The 19,345-nt window shown below is 45.6% G+C and carries 16 protein-coding genes; 13 read left to right on the plus strand and 3 right to left on the minus strand.

Annotated elements, in window-relative coordinates; genetic code table 11:
• Window positions 1-1,278 precede the first annotated feature (1,278 nt).
• On the plus strand, window positions 1,279-1,518 hold the full coding sequence (locus ACJJI0_RS11810) for a transposase (RefSeq protein ID WP_444882716.1): 240 nt from the start codon (window positions 1,279-1,281) through the stop codon (window positions 1,516-1,518).
• A gap of 67 nt (window positions 1,519-1,585) precedes the next feature.
• The gene (locus tag ACJJI0_RS11815) at window positions 1,586-2,056 is read left to right on the plus strand and encodes an IS5 family transposase (RefSeq protein WP_444882717.1); all 471 of its coding nucleotides are present in this window, start codon (window positions 1,586-1,588) and stop codon (window positions 2,054-2,056) included.
• Between the two features lie 128 nt (window positions 2,057-2,184).
• Here the strand turns inward: ACJJI0_RS11815 and ACJJI0_RS11820 are convergent, their stop codons facing one another.
• Complete coding sequence (locus tag ACJJI0_RS11820; RefSeq protein ID WP_444882718.1) at window positions 2,185-3,075, minus strand: LysR family transcriptional regulator; 891 nt, start codon at window positions 3,073-3,075, stop codon at window positions 2,185-2,187.
• Window positions 3,076-3,217: 142 nt separating this feature from the next.
• Between ACJJI0_RS11820 and ACJJI0_RS11825 the strand changes: the two genes are divergently transcribed.
• Both ACJJI0_RS11825 and ACJJI0_RS11830 read left to right on the plus strand, forming a co-directional pair.
• Complete coding sequence (locus ACJJI0_RS11825) at window positions 3,218-4,708, plus strand: aldehyde dehydrogenase family protein (protein ID WP_444882719.1); 1,491 nt, start codon at window positions 3,218-3,220, stop codon at window positions 4,706-4,708.
• 36 nt (window positions 4,709-4,744) lie between these two features.
• Entirely contained in the window at window positions 4,745-5,869 is a 1,125-nt protein-coding gene (locus ACJJI0_RS11830; RefSeq protein ID WP_444882720.1) for an alkene reductase, read from the plus strand.
• A 184-nt stretch (window positions 5,870-6,053) separates the two neighbouring features.
• Here ACJJI0_RS11830 and ACJJI0_RS11835 read toward each other — a convergent pair whose 3' ends face one another.
• Together ACJJI0_RS11835 and ACJJI0_RS11840 are read right to left on the minus strand one after the other, a co-directional pair.
• Entirely contained in the window at window positions 6,054-6,755 is a 702-nt protein-coding gene (locus tag ACJJI0_RS11835) for a cytochrome c biogenesis CcdA family protein (RefSeq protein WP_444882721.1), read from the minus strand.
• On the minus strand, window positions 6,748-7,149 hold the full coding sequence (locus ACJJI0_RS11840) for a thioredoxin domain-containing protein (protein ID WP_444882722.1): 402 nt from the start codon (window positions 7,147-7,149) through the stop codon (window positions 6,748-6,750). The genes ACJJI0_RS11835 and ACJJI0_RS11840 overlap by 8 nt, the downstream gene beginning before the upstream one ends.
• 337 nt (window positions 7,150-7,486) lie before the next feature.
• Between ACJJI0_RS11840 and ACJJI0_RS11845 the strand changes: the two genes are divergently transcribed.
• From ACJJI0_RS11845 to ACJJI0_RS11885, 9 genes are all read left to right on the plus strand, one after another.
• A complete protein-coding gene (locus ACJJI0_RS11845; protein WP_252083269.1) occupies window positions 7,487-7,846 on the plus strand; it encodes a hypothetical protein in 360 nt (119 codons plus the stop codon).
• A gap of 49 nt (window positions 7,847-7,895) precedes the next feature.
• Window positions 7,896-8,459: a DUF4166 domain-containing protein gene (locus ACJJI0_RS11850; RefSeq protein WP_444882723.1), complete on the plus strand. Its 564-nt coding sequence runs from the start codon at window positions 7,896-7,898 to the stop codon at window positions 8,457-8,459.
• A 219-nt stretch (window positions 8,460-8,678) separates the two neighbouring features.
• Window positions 8,679-11,699: a DUF2339 domain-containing protein gene (locus ACJJI0_RS11855; protein WP_444882724.1), complete on the plus strand. Its 3,021-nt coding sequence runs from the start codon at window positions 8,679-8,681 to the stop codon at window positions 11,697-11,699.
• Between the two features lie 1,109 nt (window positions 11,700-12,808).
• Window positions 12,809-13,693, plus strand: a complete 885-nt coding sequence (locus tag ACJJI0_RS11860; protein ID WP_444882725.1) for a hypothetical protein — start codon at window positions 12,809-12,811, stop codon at window positions 13,691-13,693.
• Window positions 13,694-13,738: 45 nt separating this feature from the next.
• Complete coding sequence (locus ACJJI0_RS11865; protein ID WP_444882726.1) at window positions 13,739-15,001, plus strand: hypothetical protein; 1,263 nt, start codon at window positions 13,739-13,741, stop codon at window positions 14,999-15,001.
• 282 nt (window positions 15,002-15,283) lie between these two features.
• Window positions 15,284-16,021, plus strand: a complete 738-nt coding sequence (locus ACJJI0_RS11870; protein WP_444882727.1) for an OmpW/AlkL family protein — start codon at window positions 15,284-15,286, stop codon at window positions 16,019-16,021.
• Between the two features lie 165 nt (window positions 16,022-16,186).
• Entirely contained in the window at window positions 16,187-16,618 is a 432-nt protein-coding gene (locus ACJJI0_RS11875; RefSeq protein ID WP_444882728.1) for a DoxX family protein, read from the plus strand.
• 78 nt (window positions 16,619-16,696) lie between these two features.
• Window positions 16,697-17,668, plus strand: coding sequence for a glutathione S-transferase family protein (locus ACJJI0_RS11880; RefSeq protein ID WP_444882729.1), 972 nt, complete (start codon window positions 16,697-16,699; stop codon window positions 17,666-17,668).
• A gap of 609 nt (window positions 17,669-18,277) precedes the next feature.
• On the plus strand, window positions 18,278-19,174 hold the full coding sequence (locus ACJJI0_RS11885) for a LysR family transcriptional regulator (RefSeq protein WP_444882730.1): 897 nt from the start codon (window positions 18,278-18,280) through the stop codon (window positions 19,172-19,174).
• Window positions 19,175-19,345 lie beyond the last annotated feature (171 nt).

Here is a 19,345-nt window from a genome sequence, read left to right on the forward strand (position 1 = left end):
AGTGTAATTTTTATCAGCTAACTTAATTTTTTTGGGGAAAATATCGCGCCATATATTTGCATCCAACTAGGTAAAAATAAACAAAGCCATCAAACACAACTTTTCTCTGAAAATGAAAAAATGCACTGCAAAAGGGTTTAAAAATAACTATCTATAGTGATAACGTTATCATCTCACTCCCAACTAAGCTAGGTAAGTCAGTCAAGACCAAACTGGCAGTGTTAGGCTCTTAAACAATCAATGCCGCATAAGCAAAAAAATCACTCACCTTAGGAGTAAAACATGAAGCTCATTTATTTTTCGTTAATATTTGTTGTAAGCTCTAACCTATATGCTGCATGCTCAGGAAATCACTGCAGGGATGTAACAATCGATAGAATTTACATGTACCCCAATAGCAACATACTCCGCATTGGGACATCCGGCGAAGAAATGGATCTAGATTGTGCAGCGTATAGTGACAAATATATCACTTTAGATATGAGCCAAGAGTATGCGAAAGAGGCATACTCCACAATACTATCGGCTCATCAAACGCGGAGTAATTTTTGGTTAAGAACAACAGGAGCTGGTACGGATTGTAGTATTGTGTATATAGTCTCAGACACATGAATCTAACTAATTTTGACAGCAAGGGCATGATGTGCTGATACAGCTCCCTCCATCTCCTAGCTGTCACTTCACTACTTATTTATAAAAAACTTAAATTCCTGATCCACTTTATAATCCATCCAACCTAATAAACACACAAGCAGTAAAGAGAACAACACCTAAGAAGATAAATAATAACCCCCTTTCAGGATTAAATAGGATGATTTACCAACCGTGCTAAAATGCATCGAATTTTCCAGTACTTTGCATAGCCTCTGAAATTCCCAAACCCTTTTCAGATTATTTTGACGAGGATCATAGCTCGCGAACTTAGCATACAATAAGTGTGTGGATATTTGTTTTTTATGCTCAACATAAAATAATTAGTATAATAACTTCGTCCCTGCTAGTGAGATCTAGATAATGGTACATCCCGCTACAACAACTCCTATTTCGACAAAAAAATAACTTCAAAATATACCAAATTATAAATAAATTTTAGGTCACTTGGTTTGAAGTAATAAATGCAATATTTTCATACTATAAGAGAATAATTTTGCAGCCCCATAAATAACTCAATCGGTGAACTTCCCCCCCCGACTCGCTCTTGGTCTAATGTCTAGAGGCTGTTTCATAACTTGAAATCGGTTATTCTCACGTAATTACATAGAAAAAAGTCCAGCAATAGTGAGCCGATTCAAATCAGAGTTAACCAATGATCAATGGAAATTGATCGAACCTTGTCTTCCAGAGTTAAAACGAGGAAAGGGAGGCCCAAAACCCATTGAAAATCGAGCTTGTTTTGAAGGCATCCTATGGGTTTTGCGTTTTGGAGCGCGATGGAAAGATCGTCCTTCACACTATCCATCACCGAGTACATGCTGGAGAAGGCTTCAATTTGGGGAAGAGCAAGGAGCTTGGTTATAGGCATGGAGAAGATTTCTGGAGCTGTTGGATCAGCAGTCTTTGCTTAACTGGGAGGAGGTCTTTTCTGATGGCAGCTTTACACCAGCAAAAAAGGGGCTTCGAAATCGGGAAAACCAAGCGGGGCAAGGGTTCAAAGTGGATGGTGGTGGTCGATGGCGAAGGTATTCCACTGGGAGGCACTATTACTTCGGCCTCACCAGCAGAAGTGAAGTTATTACACCCATTACTTGATGTTACGTATAAAAATACAACGATTCATCGTTTAGTTTATGATAAAGCGGCGGACTCAGATCCTCTTAGAGATAGCCTGTTGAGTCGTGGAATCGACCTTATCTGTCCACACAGGAGAAATAGGAAAAAAGTCTCAAGACAGGATGGCAGAAAGCTCAGAAGGTACGCTCGCCGTTGGAAAGTTGAGAGGACTTTTGCGTGGTTGGGAAATTACCGCCGTTTAGTTATTAGATGGGAGCGATATTTGTCCACTTATCGTGCTTTTTTCTATATTGCATGCATTTTAATTACGTTAAAGAAGTTATGAAACAGCTTCTAACAAAACCAGCCTCCATGCGGGCCTATTTCAACAGCCGGCTAGAAACCATCTAGCTACTCCATCAAGATATGATGCGAACTTTATTACTGCTAAAGCTCAATTAAAGAACTACATAGCTACCTAAATAATCTCATAAGCTGATCAACTACCCACATATGGAGCTGGCTGTGATTAGATCGGCTATGCCATGCTGCAATGACTTCAAATTTTGGGGTTTGTGTATCCAAATTGAGAGGAATCACTTTCTTATTGGGCAGCAATCTTGAAGGGTAAAAAGCAATTGTATCAGTGGCAGCAATAATATCTGGTGCGGCTGAAAAGCAAGGTACTGACATTACGATATTGCGCTTTAGTCCTTGCATAGCAAACCATTCATCGTGAGACCCTCTCAAGTTCGGGCGAGAAGGCGAAATAATCAATTGTGGAAGCTCGGCTACGTCAGCCAAAGTTAATGACTTTCTCTTTAGAGGAGATTTTTTTCCTGCAATACAAACATGTTGCTCTTCAAATAATAGTTTGTAAGGCAAGTCATCCGGGATGAAATCAGGGAAAGTGAGCGCTAGATCGATCTCACCGGCAACCATTAATTGATTTAGGTTATCTGTTTCAAAATCCCTAACGATAACTTTAAGCTCTGGAGCAGATTGACGGACAACCTCTAGTAATTGGGGTAGTACCGATTGAATCGCATAGTCTGTGGCGCTAATGCTAAAAACCCCCTTATAGGTTGCCGGGTCAAAAGCTATTGGGGTCAGCAGTGACTCTACATCCTTTAAAATACTGCTGATCCTACCGCCCAGTTGTTCGGCAATAGGAGTGGGCACCATGCCGTTACCTTGCCTAATGAACAGACGGTCATCAAATACTTCCCTCAACTTACGCAGCTGTTCACTGATTGCTTGCTGAGTTAACCCAACCTTTTCCGCTACCCGCGATAGGTTTCTCTCTTGCAGTAGCGCTTCCAATATACGTAGCTGTTTCAGCTCTAACCGACTAATACCATTCATATTTGTAACCAAGACAAAGAGCAGTTGTTTCTAATTGTATCTTTGCCTATCTATTATTCCCACCATCGTAAGGCACAGCCACATCTGGCTGGGGCTATTTAATAGCCCAAGTAGTTACTCTTCTAATTATCTGGAGATAGATATGAGCCGACCCACTAAGCGCTTTGCTCCTCAGGAATCTTATAAATTATTTATTGGTGGTGAATGGGTTAATAGCAACTCGGGGCGTACGATGGACAGCCTCAATCCTGCTACAGGCGAATTACTGACTCGCATACCGTTGGCCGATTCAAGTGATGTCGATGCTGCTGTCATTGCGGCAGAAAAGGCGTTCCCCACCTGGAAACTTACTTCCGCTATTGAACGACAGGATGCACTGCTCAAAATTGCAGACATGCTTTCAGAAAAGAAAGCATTCTTCGCCCACCTTGAGGCATTGGAAACCGGCAAGCCAATTCGCGAAACTTCAAATATTGATATCCCACTGGCCATAGACCACTTTCGCTACTTTGCAGGGGTTATCCGCTCTCACAGCGATGAAGCGGTGATGATTGATGATCAAACCATGAGCCTGGTATTCAGCGAGCCAATGGGTGTAGTCGGTCAGGTAATCCCATGGAACTACCCTCTGCTGATGGCTGCCTGGAAGATAGCACCCGCTATCGCAACCGGTAATACCGTAGTGATTAAGCCATCCGAGATGACTTCGTCCACCCTGCTGGAGCTCACCAAGATTTTCAAGGAAGTATTACCAGATGGTGTAGTGAACGTTGTCACCGGCGTAGGCCCAGAAGCGGGCCAGGCTTTACTGGATCACCCTAAAGTCGCGAAGCTGGCCTTCACCGGGTCTACCGGCATCGGTTATAACGTGGCCAAAGCTGCGGCTGATAAATTGGTGCCGGCAACTCTGGAGCTGGGCGGTAAATCAGCCAACATTGTATTCCCCGACACAAACTGGGAAAAAGCCCTGGAGGGCGGAGCCTTGTCTATCCTGCTGAACCAGGGACAAGTCTGTGAATCTGGTGCCCGCCTTTTTGTCCACGAAACTATCTTCGACCGTTTTACCACTGAATTAAAAGCCAAGTTTGAATCTGTAAATGTCGGCGACCCGATGGATCCCAACACACAGATGGGCAGCCAGATCAGTGAAGCGCAAATGAACCGTATTCTTGGTTACATAGATATTGCCAAAGAAGAAGGTGCAAAGATCCTTACCGGCGGTAAGCGGCTGCAAAAACCTGGATTGGAAAAAGGTTTTTACATTGAGCCGACAATTATTACCCATGCCGACAACGCTATGAAAGTCGCACAAGAAGAAATTTTTGGCCCAGTTGTTGTAGTGATTCCATTCTCCTCTGAGGAGGAAGTTATAGCGATGGCCAACCAATCCGATTATGGCTTGGCTGGCGCTGTGTGGACTCAAGATATCAACCGAGCGTTGCGTGTTGCACGAGCCGTGGAAACAGGCCGCATGTGGGTGAATACCTATCACGAACTCCCTGCCCATGCACCATTCGGCGGTTACAAGAAATCCGGTATCGGGCGTGAAACCCATAAATCGATGATTGATGCCTACACGCAGAAGAAGAATATCTTTATCAGTCTTAATGAAAAGCCCTACGGTCTTTTTTAAGCCTCACTGCAATAAGTTTTTAGCAGGAAAATAGTTATGAAAAACGAAGCATTATTCAGTGAAATCAACCTGGGCCCTTACACCCTGAAAAACCGCATTGTGCTGCCGCCGCTTACCCGGTCGCGTAGTTCACAGCCTGGCAACATCGCTAATGACTTAATGGCCAACTACTACGCTCAGCGTGCCGGTGCAGGCTTTATGGTTACAGAGGGCACGCAAATTGAGCCCAGGGGCCAGGGTTATGCCTGGACTCCCGGAATTTATTCACAGGACCAGATCGAAGGCTGGAAAAAAGTGACCAAAGCCGTACACGATCAAGGCGGTATTATTTTTGCGCAGCTTTGGCATGTGGGGCGTGTATCCCACACTTCGTTACAACCGGGTGGAACGGCTCCTGTTGCGCCGTCTGCAATTCGTGCAGATGCGGTAAAGGTATTTATTGAGACAGGGCCAGGGCAAGGTGCTTTGGCTGATCCCAGTGAACCTCGTGCACTGACAACAGAAGAAGTTAAAGAACTGGTGCAGATCTATGCCCAGGCAGCACGTAATGCTTTGGAAGCAGGCTTTGACGGTGTTGAGCTGCATTGTGCCAATGGTTATCTTGTAAACCAGTTTATTTCTGAACATACCAATCAACGCGAAGACGAGTATGGCGGTAGCCTGGAGAACCGACTGCGTTTCCTCAAAGAGATTGTTGCAGCGGTATCAGCAGAGGTAGGTAATGATCGTCTCGGCGTTCGATTTGCTCCACTGTTTGAAAGTACCGATGAGGACCGTGTTTATCTTGGCCTGGTGGAGAGTGACCCACACACAACTTATATCGAAGCTATCAAACTGTTGAACGAGGCGGGAATTGCCTATCTATCTCTAGCAGAAGCGGATTGGGATAATGCACCGGATTTACCTGAGAATTTCTACCAGGAAGTGCGAGAGATCTTTGACGGGCGCATCATGTATGCAGGCAAGTATTCCCCAGAGAAGGCTTTGCGGGTACTGCAGGCGGGTAACGGAGATATCTTTGGTTTTGGCCGCCCTTTCATTGCCAATCCGGACCTTCCCATACGTATTCGCAATGATTGGCTTCTTAATAAGGTTGACCCGGAAACCATGTATGGCGGTACCGATAAAGGCTATACTGATTACCCTTCTTACCAGCCATAATTTTTAACAGTTCCTTAACAGGACATAAAAAAAGCCCCAGTAATTGAAGGTTACTGGGGCTTTAAACTTACTCGTAAAACTTCTTGGATTGCTGAGGTGATTATCAGTGTTTTTCTAGACACTAAAATAACTATTAGTCGCTTTGGACACCTCGATTAAATAGTGATTTATTTTGAGATGATTACTAAAAACTAAAAGTCCACTCAGGCATCCAGTTTAAAGCCCAGGTTTCCAGGACTTTATCAAAGCCACTCAACACCATAATCCCAAGCAACAAAAGTATGGCACCAAGTGCTACTTTGCCGCCAACAGCAAAAGTACCAACTGATGGTGATAAGCGGCTATAAATTTTCCTTGATAGCCCGCCTGCCACCAGTAGCGCAGCGCCAGTACCAAGCCCAAAAGAAAACATCACCATAAATGACTGGCCTAGTTGCTGGCCCATTGAAGCAAGCGCGATTGCTGCACCTAGCGTGGGACCTACGCAGGGCAACCAGATAATTCCTGTGAGAAAGCCGATACCAAACTGTCCGGCCCAGGCACCATCACCAGTAATGCTCGCCCCTGTGGTAACTTTCGACAAACGCAGGGTCACCCAGTCGGAAAGTGGTTTAATCAGCAGAATAAGGGCAACGGCCACAAGCAGGATTGCAGCAATATAGCGAAATAGCTCTGGGTCCAACCCTAAAGAGACCAACAGGAAACTGAGCACAGTTCCAGCCAGGGCAAATGACAAGCTGAGCCCTACGGCAAGCGCATAAGGCCCCCAGCGCCCAGCGCTGCTGGAGGCACCAACCACCATTGGCACCAGTGGCCAAACACAGGGGGAGAGAATACTAAGTGTGCCCGCAATCAAGGCCAGGGGGATGGCGCTGACTTCAAGCATTTTCGCCGCAGGCCTTAACTGAGTTAAAGATATTCTGGCGAATAACATCAGCGCGTGTTTCAGCAACACTGAACCATACTTGCTTGTCCCCACGATAGAGCAGCAGGGTTGACTGCCTGGGCGCACGGAAATGCTTTACCCACTCTTTTTGCTTGTCGAAATTCACATTAAGGATTGTGAGGCCACACTGGGGGTTATCTTTCTGGAACTGCGCAAGAATTATGCCCTGCTTCTTGCAGGTAGGGCACCAGTCTGCCCGCACATCAATCAATACGGGTTGCTTCGCAGCTTGCAGCTCTTTGAAGCGCTCTTCAGAGAAGGGCTCTCCCGCTGATGCGAAGGGCATTGAGAGCAGTAAAATAGCTAAGAACAGGGTGCGGTGAAATACTTTCATGCTAGTGATATCCCAAGTGAAGGGTTGAAAATTTCAATAAATAGGCAAGTTTGGCTGCTTACCTAGATTTGTCGTACTAGCTAGTAAATTTCTTACACCCGGTAGCTTTAAATATAAGCAACCTCACCTGTTCCGGAAAATCTGAGAACTGTGACAAATCTCAGGCTTCACTTATTGACTGGCTGTTCTTAACCATCTGTTGGGCCTATCTACCCACTAAGTCACTTGATTGCTGACAATATCCCTATAAGATCCCGCGGGTAATTTTTGCGACCGTAACAAGCGTGTCTCAAAGCTCTACGTCAGTATTCAATGTCAAATGGATTCAGATCGAAAAATGAACAAACTTTTTGCCCTTATAGCCATTACTCTTGCCACCGCTTCCTGCATGCAACTCGAAGTCAAACCGGGCCGTGTTATTGGCGATACCGTGGATGCGGGCAAAGAGGCTTATCAAAGTATTCAACGCAGCCGCCGCGGTGAGGAAGAGAGAGGTTTCTCCCACAAAACCAGTTACGATTCTGCCATTTCTAATGCCGCCAATATTGCAGGCTGCAAGGAAGAGCTAATGGAGGTGGTTAGTGTTTCAGACCTCGTTGTATCCCAGGTGATTTCTGAGTCTTCTGAAGTGCTGGTTAAGGATGGTGATAAAACCATTTACTGCGCAATGCGAGCCGTGGTTCGCCCTAAAGCTTGAACACTGCAGAAAACAAAAGAGTTCTAGTGATTTCTTTAAGTATTAACCAGTGAATACTGCTGTCATCAACTGGTTTGGGCCTAGTTTTAGTGAATTGAATCCACTTTTGCAGCACCTGCATACGCAAGGTGCCAAGCTGTACGGGGAAGTGGATATCCGTTTTGGTTCCGGCGTCGCCGGCTGGATTGGTCGGCGAATGGCGCACAAGCTAGGGGCTCCAACGACAGCTGGCAAAGTGCCTTTTTCTGTAGACATCCATCACTCCCCAGAAAAACTGACTTGGTCCCGCACTTTTGCCAGAACCCATACTGTTACCTCAGAGTTCCAGCCAGTAAAGACCTACCAACAAGGTGGTTGCTGGGTGGAATCCACTGGCCCGGTCAAAATACAGCTAGGGGTCTCAACAGAGGGTGGCAACTGGCAATGGCTACAGCAATCTGTGTCACTTTTTCGTATTCCTATTCCAACAATATTCAGGCCAAGGGTTTCCGCTGGAAAAGCCATTGTGAATGGGCTCTACCAATTTGAAGTAAAAATCTCCTTGCCAGTGCTAGGCCTTATCTTTGGCTACTCAGGTACATTAAAGAAAGACGATGGAAAAATGATCGATTAAACCCGTGCAGTTCACTAGGGAACCCTTGAATAACTCCGTAATATCTCTGCAGATTTTGAAGACTGCAGGTGTTAGGCACAGCTTGTAGCGAATGGCCATAGCCCTTTGCAAGGCAGCTGTAGTCTTCAAGACCCGCCTACAGGGTTTTCAGAGGCTCCCCCGGGACTTGTTGTAAAAACAGACACGGGATAGTCTCGACCAAAACGATAAGAGCAAGTTATGGAAAGTGAACTGCTGTCGCTCCGGGCTGAACTAGCCCTTCTAGAACGTGACAACCGGCGTCGGCTGGAGACCTTCGAAAGGCGACTCTCCGCCCTTGAGGCACAACTCAAGCGAGGCAATACAGAAAACAAAGATGCCTTGTTAGAAAACACTACTGGGTTAGAGGATGATTTAGCCCTACTTATGGGCTCCCCCTCTGAGTCCCGGCAAACCATTGAGCCAACCCAGCCAGCAAACATACCCCTTACAACCGCGTCTGCTGAATCCAAATCAATTCCACAAGAAAACAGAAAAGTATCAGTAGTCACACCCTGGTTGCAGGAGGGATTAGCAAGCCTAGTGGCACCAGCTCTGGAACCACTGAATCGCGTGTGGGAGCCCCTTGCAAACTTTTATCGCCATTACCAGCGCCAGGGTAAGGCCCCGGTATTCTTTATGACCGCTGCCGGCATACTGGCACTGGTATTTGGCTTCGCATACTTGCTGCAGTTCTCTTTCAACAACTATTTGGGCCCGGCCGGTAAGGTGATCTTGGGCTTTCTGGCTGCGGCGGCAACCACTTTTGGCGGTGTGACTTTTAGCCGGCGTATGCCCCATATGGCGGACTACGGCTCTGGATTAATAGCACTCGGAGTGATTCTTCTCTACCTGTGTGGGTACTTTGCCGGGCCTTACTATCAGTTGCTGTCTGTTCCTGTTGGAGTCGGCCTGTTGGTGGCGACAACAGGGCTCTCATACTTACTGGCCCTATTATTTGAGACTCGAGTGGTGTCTATGGTGACCCTGCTGGGCGGTGCCACCATGCCTTTGGTGGCGAATCATTTTGATCCTTCCGCACTTGTTTACCTCAGCTATTTATTGGCACTCGCCCTGGCGATGCTGCATTTATCCAGGCAGATACGCTGGCCACAGCTTGCGATCGTCACAATGGTACTGAGCGCAGGCATGCTGGAGTTTTCCGTCTCAAATCTGGATGAGGCTACATCTACCTGGGGGCCATTACTAATACTGCACGGCTTCTTTTATGGCTTTGCCCATTACGCCTTGCGGGGTCTAAACGCTGAATTGATAGAGTCCAAAGGGCTGGAGCGAAGGCGCCTGATTATTATTGCCGCAAACCTGGTGCTGTTTATCCACATCAGCTGGTCGCTCGCACCCAACAGTAACGCACTGGGCATTGTGTGGCTGCTGAACCTTCTACCCTGGATGGCTCTGGCCATTTATTCACGCTGGCTGTTTGGCTACAACGCCATCAGCATTTCCGCCCGTGTTGTACAGAATATGGCTCTACTACACGGTGGATTACTGGCAGGCTTGGCAATCCTTGCGTTGTGCAGTCCCGCTTTATTGGGGATTATCTGGTGCCTAGAGGGATTGTTGCTGATTTTTCTCGGTGCCCGTTTTGGTTTTATCAGTGTAAGAAGCGAGGGTTACATCGCCCTATCTGCAGCTGGCATTACCATGCTGTGGCAAGCTCTGACCTGGGTAGCTGGCGGAGTTGTTCCCGCACCAATGTTGCTGTCATTAAGCGCAGATGCTGGTTGGGGTAACTGGTTGGCGCTCTGTGCGACTGCCTTCGCATTAACCCGACTGTTGCAGCACTGCGCAGATCGGATTACTCCTAGAGAGCACCATTTAACCTCTTTCGCAGATAACGCTTTTGTGGTGTTTTTATCCGCAAGCTTTCTGCTATCTGTTGGCATCCTCTGGCCCCAGGGTATGTGGCTGCTTGCCTTGCTACCGATGGGCTTTTTAATCTGGCACGGCAAGCACACTGGCTCAGCATTTAGTGAATGGTTTGGACTCAGCCATTACTTTCTGCTGTTTATCCCACTACTAGCGAGTGCATCGATTGTGGGTAACTTGCATTTCTACGATCAAATACCTTACGGAAAGATCGCTAGTGTAGAGGCCTTCCTTAGCTTGTGGATGATTGCAGCTCTGTATAAACACCTGGATATGCAATCCACTGGCTTCTCTCTGGCACTCAATTTGCGCAAGCTGTTTTACGCTCTGGTGCCAATATTTTTCCTACCAACAGTACTTTATAAGGCCAACGACTACTTCCCCATCGCTGTTTGGCTGTCTGGCGCTATCGCCCTGGCACTTTATACACGCCTGAAACTGGAGGTATTAAAACAGGAACTGCGCATATTGATCGCAGGCGCAAGCTTTGTAGCAATAATCAGTTGTGCTCTGCAGGAGTTCGCCAACTGGCAAGGGTTTGCCTTGAGTGGGTTGCTGTTGGGGCTGGTATCAATGGCGGCACTGGTGTGGATCGGCCAGGGATTGCGGCGGAAGCCAGTCGGCCAGGATTGGCGGTTGGCCCTGCATCGGGCACTTAAGCCACTCTTTCCATTGGCCTTTTACTATCTCGCGGCAACGCTACTTATTATTAGCTACGCACTAAGCCGTGACTTTGCACTGGCACTTTTACTATGCCAGCTGTACTTCGCCGGTCTGTATATTTTTAAACCCCAACTAGCGCCGCTGCGCAACCAGTTGACCCCCCTTTATATGCTGAGTCTGCGCCTGTTTGAGTTTATTACCTTGTTGCAAGTTGCAGCGGTCATTGCCAATTCCGCTAAGGCGCCAATGTTGGGAGTGTATAACCTGGTGGCCCTGGGAATCGCTTCACTGTTGGTTTATCAGCGCTTTTTCGCCAATAGAGCCGTATGGCCTGGCCGCAGGCTGTTTAACCTGTGGGTGCTGCACCTTACAGCCATCCCAGCTTATATTGCGCTGCTGGCGCAAGTGCTGGAAACCATGTGGCTGCCAGCAATATCATTTGCCTTGGTGGTGCATGCAACACTGCTACTGTTCCAGACTCTAAGACCTGATACCCAAAAGTTACTGAAGCTCTCACTCATGTTGTTCGGCATTGCCGCACTAAAAATTGTGCTGTGGGATATGCAGGACTTTTCCCTGATACAAAAGATTGTGGTCTGTATGCTGGTGGGGCTGTGCATGCTGGGGGCTGCATTCCAGTATCAGAAATTCCTAACAGCAAGAAGCTAAATAAATTCTTATTTAGCTTTCTATCATTGTGGCGATCAGATAACCCATTATTTGATCGCCCAATAACATGTTAAACAGCCCGCCAATTTCAGGTAGGATCACGGTCGCGTACTGAAAAATTGAGCGCTAAGCCCAAAGGCAAAGAACTTTAGCCTTTCTCACCCTAGACAAACAGCTGATGTTATTATTACGATTGGTAGAAAATTTACAAATGGATTAAACAGAATAGAAGTTTTTAGAACCATGAGAAAAGTTTCTATCTCAAAGCCTACAAGAGAACATCTTGAAAATATTCTCTTAAATGTTAGCTATATATATTTAACTTTAGTTATCTACCAAGTGTACACCGAAGGCGACATTCTTGACCTTCAGTACCTATCCAACCTTGACATGCAAAATACCAACACCATTTTCGCTACCAGTTTTCTTGCGTTCCTATTTATTTCTTGTTCAGCCTGTATTATTTATCGCATACGGTACTTACTGACCGGCAAACCTTTAATATCTGAACTGCAAAAAAAACACCTTTCCAAAATCAACTCAAATATTTGGTATAGCTATTTTTTCCTATTTATTTTTCAACTATCTACTGAGGGTAATATTTTTGACTACCAGTATTTCTCCAGCTTATTCAAACAAAGCGACGCCTTTATCCCAGCAGGTATTCTCATTGCACTCGGCATAATGATGTACTTCTTGGGAATCATTTACCATTCCTGGCTTCTGCTAAAGCTATCCTTAATTCAGCACCAATCAAATTCAGTTGGTGAGCAGGGGTAAAGGTGCCTATTTTATTGGCGAATAAAATAGGCACTTGTATTTGGTTTTATAAGCAATTGAAACATTGGTTACACTTCGGAAGCGAGCAGTCAAAAATGAAAGAACAAAAAGATAAACGGTACTCACCTACCAAATTTCAAAGAAACTTTCCCCCATCAACAATTATTGGCCCATAACCTACCAGCTTACTGCACGAACGTACCGCAAAAAGGAACTCCCTCACAATAAAAATGTGAATCAGTTTGCACTTTATAATAAATAGCAAGCACTATAATACGGCGGCCAAAATCCCGTAAGCGCTAGCGTTGTGGATAGGAACCACCAAGTCTATGTTTGAACGCCTCTTTGCCTCCAGAAAAAAGCCATTTGTACCAAATCGGGACAAACTTGAAACACTGACTGCCAACTTGTCCGGTAGCCGCTTTAGTATCTCACTGCCCCCCAACAGCGTGCCCGATATTAATGAGGAATATTATGGCCCCCGTATTGATATCTATAACCGGGAAGCCTATGACGATCTAAGTCGCGGCAAATGGTACCAAGAGGGAAGAATGCCAGGGCAGTCCATTTTAAAACGCAACTGGGGTTTTTATGGACCACCCTGGGTTTCCAGAGAATATGGTTTTTTAACAATATCAATTAGGGTTTATCGGGTAGATGATCTACCTGAAAGTATGAGTTGCTTTAATCCAAGCCACCTTGAACAGGTGATTTTAAAGGATCTATATTTTCATTACGGCCCCCCTGAAATCGACATGATCCCCAAAGCAGCCCCTATCAAATGGCATTCAAAAAACATAAATGGCATAAACTGGCTGTACTGTGAGGCACATCCTAAATGTAGCGAACTAGAACTACGAGAGAATCCCTTTAGCGAAGCTGTGTACGACACGCAACTCTATGCTCCGATAGATGACCAATATTTCATTGATGTCAACTTCAGCGCATTAGGTTATGCCCCTGCCACTTATAGTATTGCCGCAATGGAAAATTTAATGACGAATACTTACTCAACGCTAAATTTAAAGTTGAGCCCGGCCATGCAAAAACGAAAAGAAGAAATTAAGCGACAATTCCCAGAAGCAAGATTTAGTCAGGCCCGCGATCCAGAACCCTGGGTTTACCATAAAATTCGCAAGGGTAATAGTAGAGTTGGCGAAGACTCTTTTGTTGTGGTCGAAAAAGGAACACCGCCACCAAATTTTAATCCCTGATTAATTTATTTGCGATTTAGTTTAGAACTATGATAAGGAGATCTTATGCCAGCATTTCGTGCCGGTTGGACCAAAATAATTGAAATGGCTCCTATGGGGACAAAACAGGGCCGTGATGTTTATGTCAACAATGCCCATTACCCGATGTATGAAAAAGTAAAACAGGAAGCGCAAACTAATTACTATTCTGCCACCCTGCTACGAGCACTAATAAGCTTAAATGCCGATACTGGCAGTAGCCAGAGTGTCAATGGAGCTGGAACTATTCGCTATCTAGTACGCCATGGTATGGCCATTGAATACTTTATTGATAATGGCGATGTTCTGATCCATAAACTCCACTATGATGATTCTTTACAACCTAATACAGGAAGTCAAACAACAGGAGTTTACAAAGTTCGACATGATGGAAACACCTGGAAAACAAATAGTATTCCCTTGGATAAGATGCAGCATAAACATAAATGGAATGGTGCACACTATGCTGCAGTGAGCGGAAAATTCGGATCAAATAATTCAGCCGGCCGCATACTAATTAAGCATATTGAAAAAGCTTATGGCGGAACGGAGATACTTCCCAGAGATATTACCAAAGTTGACAACCATTACTCCCTCTACTGGATTAACAAAGGAGAGCACGGTGCATTGCCATCTGTCGATGGTCTGACCTCTCTGATACAACAGGCCGCTGATGCCCGTGAATCAGTCAACTGGTTGGTACACGGTGAGGGTGCCAAAACCCTCCAGCGAGCGTTGGAAATCTTGCAGACTGCCCCCTCTTTAAGCCGTTTTGCGGCGAAGGATGAAGAAATCGTGCGCGGATTGCGTATGAAAATGGCAGGTCAGAAGATCTTTCTTTCCAACCCAGTGGGCGCAAATCCCGATAAGATTGAAAAGCTTTGTAGTGCCGTTGGTCTTACCTATGTAAATAAAAATATCAATACACGAAATTTTAAAACAACTGGGGCATGGCGCAACTCCTGGGGAGAGATCAAAAAGATCGGAGCAACGGCTATGGCAATTGGTTTTGCGACAACAATAAGTAAAAAGTCAGGTGTCTATTACCTTCAAAAACAGGGTGAACTAATGGGGGAGTCATTTGGCGCCGCTATGACTAATACTAATTCTATTACTATCGCTACTGCGGGTGCGTCAGTTGCCGCCGTTTATGTTTTTGCCCAATCCCAGTTCACGAAATGGAACGATCACTACCGAGCGATAAGAGCAACCGCAAGTAGTACCTTTGGTCGCGGCAATGAATATTGGTACGAGAGTGATAAAGATCTGCTAGAGCAGTTATCTGGCTAGGACTAGTACGATAATCACCCTACTATTTAGTAGGGTAAATCTAGGATTTTATTGGTGCCCGCCTTGGCCGGCACCATTTATTGAAATTTAATAGATACTTCGGATATTTGATCTAATAAGTATCTATTCTTTAAATCACCTGTACAAAATCCCACCCACTCTAATAATCTTAACTAGAAGTAGTCAATTCATCTTCTTTAAAACATATCTAAATAAGTAATTTTTTAAGGCTACACTCATTGAAAGCCCCCTTTCTCAGATGGACTTTCAGGGAAGTGAGAGATGATACGGCTCAGACTGGCAATAACACTCTTTGCCACCTTATTAACCAGTTGCCTGGCAATAGCAGATTACCAAAAAGGAGACTTTATAGTTCGTGTTGGCGCCGCTGCAGTAGCTCCCAACGACGATTCCGACAATTTGCACCTAAATGGCACCATACTGCCTGATACACGAGTTTACGTGGATACTGGTTACTCCGTGAGCTTTACGGGCACCTGGTTATTCGCCGATCATTGGGGGCTGGAGCTTTTGGCTGCACTGCCATTCAAGCACGACCTTAAGGTGAGTGGCCTGCCAGACCCGAATACCGGGGAACCTCTGGGCAGGGTTCGCCTGGGGGATATCAAACACCTACCTCCTACCCTCACGTTGCAGTGGTACCCGGTATGCACAGAATCCTGGGTGCAGCCATACATTGGTGTTGGAGTAAATTACACCCATTTTTTCAGCGAGCATATCAACCGTGTAGCCCAGAACTACTTTGAGACAGTTCTCGGAGCTGAATCACGGGCAAGACTCAAGCTGGACAACTCCTGGGGACTTGCCGGGGAGGTTGGTATAGATGTCGCCTTTGGCAGGGAGAGCCGCTGGTTGTTTAACGCGGCTATTTGGTATCTGGATATTGATACCAAGGCAAAGATCCATTTTCACTCTGGAGCTGATGATAGCTCTCACATTCGGGTGAATGTGGATATAGACCCATTTGTTTACTCCCTGGGTATCGGCTACCACTTCTGAGGTGTTCAGTACATCACAGCCCCTTCTTTCTATTTATTAGAATGAATAAGCCTATTTATACCAATTTTCATTCTATTAAATATCTCTAAACTGCTCCTTAAAGACATCGACTACTTAGCCAAAACCCAGTGTTATCCACTTATTCACATTTTGAGGACCATCCCTATGACCACTTCTACTTTATCCACATCCCAGACAAGTACAAACTCGAATCTGTTTGCAGACATCGCCGACCTCAGTGGGCGTATCGGCCTGGCAGCAATCTTTATACTAGCGGGAGTGAATAAGCTTCAGAACTATGAGGGCAGCGCCCAGTACTTGGCTATGGGCGGCCTGCCAGAATTCCTTCTGCCACTGGTAATCTTATTTGAGATTGGCGGAGCCCTGACATTGATCGTCGGCTTCCATGTTCGCCTTACCGCCCTGGCATTTGCGGCATTCAGCCTGCTAACCGCGGCCTTGTATCACCATAACTTAGCCGATCAGATGCAATTTTTGATGCTCTTTAAAAACATGGCCATGGCTGGCGGCTTCCTGGTACTGGCCGCTCATGGCGCCGGGCGCTTAAGCATCGATAAGCGTAAAAATACCATTTGATAATTTAGCCAACATACTTTTATCTCGCCCTAGCTACCTCAGGGCCGATTAGCACAAACACTGATTCAGGAGAGAAACATGGGACTATTAGTCAACGGCCAATGGAAAGACCAGTGGTATGACACCAAAGATTCCAGCGGATCGTTTAAGCGAGAAGCTGCTCAACTGCGCAATTGGATTACCCGTGATGGCAGCGCAGGCCCCAGTGGTAGAGGTGGCTTTAAGGCGGAATCCGGGCGTTACCATTTATATGTATCTCTGGCTTGCCCCTGGGCTCATCGAACCTTAATTTTCCGCAAGTTAAAAAAACTGGAGGAGCACATCAGTGTTTCTGTAGTCAGCCCGGATATGCTTGAACATGGTTGGAGTTTTAATACCGATGAGGGCAGCAGTGGTGATTCGCTATTTGGCTATCAGTTCTTGCATCAGTTATATACACGTAATAAAGCTGATTACACTGGTCGCGTTACTGTGCCAGTACTTTGGGATAAGCTGCAAAATTGTATTGTCAGCAATGAATCTTCAGAAATTATCCGTATGTTTAATCAAGCATTTAATGAAATTAGCGGGGATACGCAGAACTTTTCCCCTGAGGAAAAACAAACAGAAATTGATACCATCAATGAACTAGTATACGAAAATATCAACAACGGCGTATACCGAAGCGGTTTTGCCACCACTCAGGAAGCTTATAAAGAAGCCTATACAAATTTATTTGATGCCCTAGATCGGGTAGAGAGTATTTTAGGTCAAAAGCGCTATCTAGTAGGAGAAAAAATCACTGAGGCCGACTGGCGGTTATTTACTACCCTAATACGCTTTGATTCCGTCTATCACGGACACTTCAAGTGTAATCGTCAACGCCTTGAGGATTACCCCAACCTCAGCAATTATGTACGCGAACTATACCAGTGGCCCGGAGTTGCAGAGACCGTGAACTTTCACCATATCAAGCGGCATTACTACTTTAGTCACACAATGATCAATCCAACTCAGATAGTTCCAGTGGGACCGGATATCGATTACACCATCCCTCACAATCGGGGTTAAGCCTAGCCCAAAAAGCCGTTACTGCACACTTATCCACATATCCTTACAGTGGCCGCAACGCGGCCTCCTTTTTACTTTGGGGTCTTAAAGCGTGAGTCTGTTTGCAGATAAACCACGTCACAATAGTTTACAACTCACAGAGTTAATTACTGAGCAAGCTAATTTCGAGATTTTCCATGTACGGAATACAAAGATTAATATGCCAGAGAATATAAGACGTTGAGATTTAGCCAAGACCATTACGGTAAAGCAACAAATTTTTTCAAAATCAATAGCAGAGTATTCAACTTTTCTCTATATTTGTTTCAGAAGTGACACGAGCAATACCATACTCGAATCAGAGCTTATCTTGCTTCTCATCCGGCTTACTTTGATGCATTCAAAAACAAAACCGCTGATTCACTCGTTATCTCCTTCCTGGAACAACAAGTGTAAAAATACAATACAAGGAGATACCGACTTTTTTCTCTTTCATAGCGCCTTACCAAGCCGGAGAAATAATTACTTTAAAATCTTCACAGGAGTACCGCCTATAATTTTCACTATCATTCTGTGTAGTCAAGGAATAAAGTAGCCTTTCTGAAATGGCTCTCAGGAGAGGGAAAACTCATGCAAAAGACCACCCTTGAGCAATGGCGGATGTTCAAGGCCGTTGTAGATGCTGGCGGTTTTAATCAGGCAGCCTCGGTGGTTCACAAGAGCCAATCCAGTATTCACCATGCGGTAACGAACTTGGAAGCCGCACTCGGTGTTAAGCTGTTTGAAGTATCGGGGCGTAAGGTAGTACTTACTGAGGCTGGTCGATTAATGCTGCGTCGTGGCAAGTTCCTACTGGAAGAGGTATCTCGTATTGAGGCTATTGCCGATAGCCTGAGTGGAGGGGTGGAATCGGAGTTACGCATTGCGGTGGATGGAGCCTTTCCACAGAAGGTAGTCTTCCAGGCTTTAGAGAAAGTATCTGGAAACTACCCTCAGGTCAATATTGATATTGTGGATACTGTTTTATCCGGTACCAACGAATTAATTCAGGAAGGACTCGTAGACCTGGGCCTTTCGGCCTTTACCATGGATGACAGCCTCAACGATGAAATCTGCCGTATCAAATTTGTGGCCGTCGCTCACAATGCACATCCACTACTCCAGTTTGACCGTGAGTTGACATTTGAAGATCTAAAATCCTATCGGCAGATTATTGTGCGGGATTCGGCGATTCAAACAAACCGGGATTCCGGCTGGCTGGGAGCAGAGCAACGCTGGAAAGTAGGTAGTTTGCGTGCATCTCTAGATTTAATCACCCAGGGCACGGGGTTTGCCTGGCTGCCTATGCCACTGGTGGCTGACTCACTCAATGATGGGACTCTGAAGCTGCTTCGCTTAAAAAAAGGTGGGACACGTTCCACCAGTTTTTATATAAACTTCAAAGACCAGGATAAGCTTGGACCTGTGGCTCGGGAATTTATTGGAGAACTGCGCCTACTAACCCTGGAGATGCCAGCCTCTGAGTAATAGTGCTTATTCTTCATTTTTTCCTGCTTCTTTTCTTCTCCATAGATCCATATTTCTTTATCGCTTTCTCTTTTTTAGCATGGGAAGATGGGATAGACGAATGTTAAGTTGGAGGCCATTCATTCGATTAAGGCGAATTACTTGTCCGTTTTTATCCAATATTTGTTTTCG

This window comes from Microbulbifer mixtoriginis (SeqCode) (assembly GCF_052466695.1).

What these genes read in the sequence shown, in the direction of transcription:
- ACJJI0_RS11815 (WP_444882717.1), top strand. Translation starts at nt 1,586, where the DNA reads ATGGCAGCTTTACACCAGCAAAAAAGGGGCTTCGAAATCGGGAAAACC.
- ACJJI0_RS11820 (WP_444882718.1), bottom strand. Translation starts at nt 3,075, where the DNA reads ATGAATGGTATTAGTCGGTTAGAGCTGAAACAGCTACGTATATTGGAA.
- ACJJI0_RS11825 (WP_444882719.1), top strand. Translation starts at nt 3,218, where the DNA reads ATGAGCCGACCCACTAAGCGCTTTGCTCCTCAGGAATCTTATAAATTA.
- ACJJI0_RS11830 (WP_444882720.1), top strand. Translation starts at nt 4,745, where the DNA reads ATGAAAAACGAAGCATTATTCAGTGAAATCAACCTGGGCCCTTACACC.
- ACJJI0_RS11835 (WP_444882721.1), bottom strand. Translation starts at nt 6,755, where the DNA reads ATGCTTGAAGTCAGCGCCATCCCCCTGGCCTTGATTGCGGGCACACTT.
- ACJJI0_RS11840 (WP_444882722.1), bottom strand. Translation starts at nt 7,149, where the DNA reads ATGAAAGTATTTCACCGCACCCTGTTCTTAGCTATTTTACTGCTCTCA.
- ACJJI0_RS11845 (WP_252083269.1), top strand. Translation starts at nt 7,487, where the DNA reads ATGAACAAACTTTTTGCCCTTATAGCCATTACTCTTGCCACCGCTTCC.
- ACJJI0_RS11855 (WP_444882724.1), top strand. Translation starts at nt 8,679, where the DNA reads ATGGAAAGTGAACTGCTGTCGCTCCGGGCTGAACTAGCCCTTCTAGAA.
- ACJJI0_RS11860 (WP_444882725.1), top strand. Translation starts at nt 12,809, where the DNA reads ATGTTTGAACGCCTCTTTGCCTCCAGAAAAAAGCCATTTGTACCAAAT.
- ACJJI0_RS11865 (WP_444882726.1), top strand. Translation starts at nt 13,739, where the DNA reads ATGCCAGCATTTCGTGCCGGTTGGACCAAAATAATTGAAATGGCTCCT.
- ACJJI0_RS11870 (WP_444882727.1), top strand. Translation starts at nt 15,284, where the DNA reads ATGATACGGCTCAGACTGGCAATAACACTCTTTGCCACCTTATTAACC.
- ACJJI0_RS11875 (WP_444882728.1), top strand. Translation starts at nt 16,187, where the DNA reads ATGACCACTTCTACTTTATCCACATCCCAGACAAGTACAAACTCGAAT.
- ACJJI0_RS11880 (WP_444882729.1), top strand. Translation starts at nt 16,697, where the DNA reads ATGGGACTATTAGTCAACGGCCAATGGAAAGACCAGTGGTATGACACC.
- ACJJI0_RS11885 (WP_444882730.1), top strand. Translation starts at nt 18,278, where the DNA reads ATGCAAAAGACCACCCTTGAGCAATGGCGGATGTTCAAGGCCGTTGTA.